Origin of the sequence: uncultured Succinivibrio sp., assembly GCF_902756765.1 — a bacterium.
In the GTDB taxonomy this organism is placed as follows: domain Bacteria; phylum Pseudomonadota; class Gammaproteobacteria; order Enterobacterales; family Succinivibrionaceae; genus Succinivibrio.
Genome location: NZ_CACVSS010000184.1, coordinates 1 through 2262, shown reverse-complemented (window position 1 = coordinate 2262; position 2262 = coordinate 1). Strand labels below are relative to the sequence as shown.

At 35.6% G+C, this 2262-nt stretch carries 1 protein-coding gene and 2 pseudogenes; 2 read left to right on the top strand and 1 reads right to left on the bottom strand.

Annotated features, from left to right (window positions below):
• Positions 1–199 (top strand): annotated as a pseudogene (locus tag QZU45_RS12205) (hypothetical protein); the annotation flags it as partial.
• An 89-nt stretch (positions 200–288) separates the two neighbouring features.
• Here the strand turns inward: QZU45_RS12205 and QZU45_RS12200 are convergent.
• Positions 289–1938 (bottom strand): AAA family ATPase, encoded by a 1650-nt coding sequence (locus QZU45_RS12200; protein WP_295355682.1) that lies wholly within the window; start codon positions 1936–1938, stop codon positions 289–291.
• A gap of 250 nt (positions 1939–2188) precedes the next feature.
• On the opposite strand from QZU45_RS12200, the pseudogene QZU45_RS12195 reads away from it, so the two are divergent.
• Positions 2189–2262 (top strand): annotated as a pseudogene (locus QZU45_RS12195) (IS200/IS605 family transposase); the annotation flags it as partial.

Below are 2262 nucleotides of genomic sequence, written 5' to 3'. Positions count from 1 at the left end.
TTTCCTGTTAGAGCTTAAATACCTGCATAAAAAGGATGGCAGCAAGCCTGCTGTTGAAGGTAAGTTATTAGAGGCAAAAGAGGAAATCGAAAGATACCGGCAGGGTACAGTTCTAAAAGAAAAGGTCGGTAATCATCCTCTTGACTGCTATGCGATTGTATTTGTGGGCTCAGAGTGCAGGCTGTGCCAGAAGATTTAACTCTATCCTTTGTAGTTTATAGCGAATGGCGCTCACTGCCACGGAGAAACTTCTGCCTACTGAATACACGTGTTATAGATCGTGAGAGTTCACTCGTTTAATATCTGCCATTTCGTGAGAGCTCTCTTCTCTTGCGAGATGACTATAGCAACTCTAATAAGTTTTTTGTCAGATATTCCTTCACCGTAGTGTTTTTCTTTAAGCTGTTTCAGACCTGAATCTAATGCCTGATCTTCGGTTACCGTTGTTTTTTCTGTTTTGTAACTGCGTTTAAATTCAATAACCAGTTTTGTTTTCCTAGTTACCAGCTGCATATCTGCAAAACCAAAGGCATTAACGGTTTCTCTGCTTTTGTAAATTACACTGTCAGGAATGGAGATATAGATAAGATTGCGAATATCAACTTCTCGGTTAAAGATTCCCGTGTCAGGAGTTATGCTTTCTGTAATAATCTTGTTGAATACAGTCTTTAAGCTCTCAATATCTGCTGCATCTACATACTCAGGAATAGCAAGCATACAGCGATTTGTCTTGGAAGTTAATTTAAGATTATATAAATCTCTTTTGAGATTAAATATAGATTCTTCAATTTCCTCATTTGGGTAGGCAAGAAGGACATCTGCTTCAGAGTTATATTGCAAAGTATAATAACCTGTCTGCTGCAGGAGCAGATTCATAGGAATCTGTGTAGCCTCTGATTTTGCTTTCAATTCAGAAATAGTGACATATAATTCTTCACTTTCTGATAGTTCAGAGAACTGTTTTGCATGACCAGCATCTTTTAGATAATTGATTAGAAGTGTAGGTGTCCCGGCACTGCTCTGATACCAGTAATTTTCAAAACCATTATGAGGTTTACTTAAAAACGATAAAACTGACCAGGGATTGTAAACAGACTCATTTGCATGAACTGAGAATCTGTTTCCGTTATAGCGTAATTTTAAACGCTCATAAACTTCATCTTTTGACATCTCTAAAACAGAGGCAGCGTTTTCAACATAACTGTCAAAGTAGTTGTGTAGCTCAGATTCGGTTATACCTAAAAGAGAAGAGTAATCATCATCAAGAGTGATTTCATTTAAGTTATTAAAAGTTGAGAACAGACTTACATGTGCAATTCTGGTAATACCGGTGATGAAGATAAAGCGGCAGCTATCTTTGTAATCTTTTAATGTATTAAAAAATGCCCCCAGATAGCTTACTATCTGTTTATTTAGATCAGGCTCATCTAGTGTATGGGTTAGAGGAGCATCATATTCATCAATCAGAATGACCACAGAGGATCCTGTAAGCTGTTTTAGACACTCTTCTAACAGAGAATTTGGTCCAGTTGCAGCTGTTCTATTTAGCTTTTCAGGATGAGGCAGAATGTCTGTGAATTCACGGACTATGCTCTGACAGAAATCCTCATTAAAATCTGAAATGGAAGATACTCTGTAATTAGCCAAGGAAAACTTTGCCACCGGATAGGTTTTGTTTTCTGTCCAGAGTTTTTCAATACTAAGCCCTTTAAAATCCTCAAGTCCTTTGGAGAAAAGCGAATCAAACGTGGATAGGAGCAGAGATTTTCCAAATCTGCGTGGCCTTGAAAGAAAAAAAGGAGTTCTTTGTCGAGCAAGCTTATAAATCAGATTTGATTTATCAATATAAATCTGATTGAGAGCCCTTAGCTCAGAAAATCTGGTTGTAGATAATGGAATTCTGTCAAAATCTTCGTCTTGTAAAATAGTTGGTCCCATAGAAACTCCTAGCCTTCCCACATAATTATACCTTATTCATTGTGAAATGCAGGAAATAATATGGACCGGATAGAGTTTTATTGATATTGAAAAAACGTTTAACAGATTATATATGAGTGAACAGGATTTAACGTTAGCGTTTTTAATAAAAAAACAAAATCGCTAACGTTAAAACAAAAAAATTCTATTATCTTTAAATATGTGTAGATATAATCTTAATAAAAATCTACAAGTATGATAATATATCTTCATGAAAAATGAGTACAAACATACCAAAACAACTGTATCTTTAATTAACTATCATTTTGTGTTTTGTCCAAGATA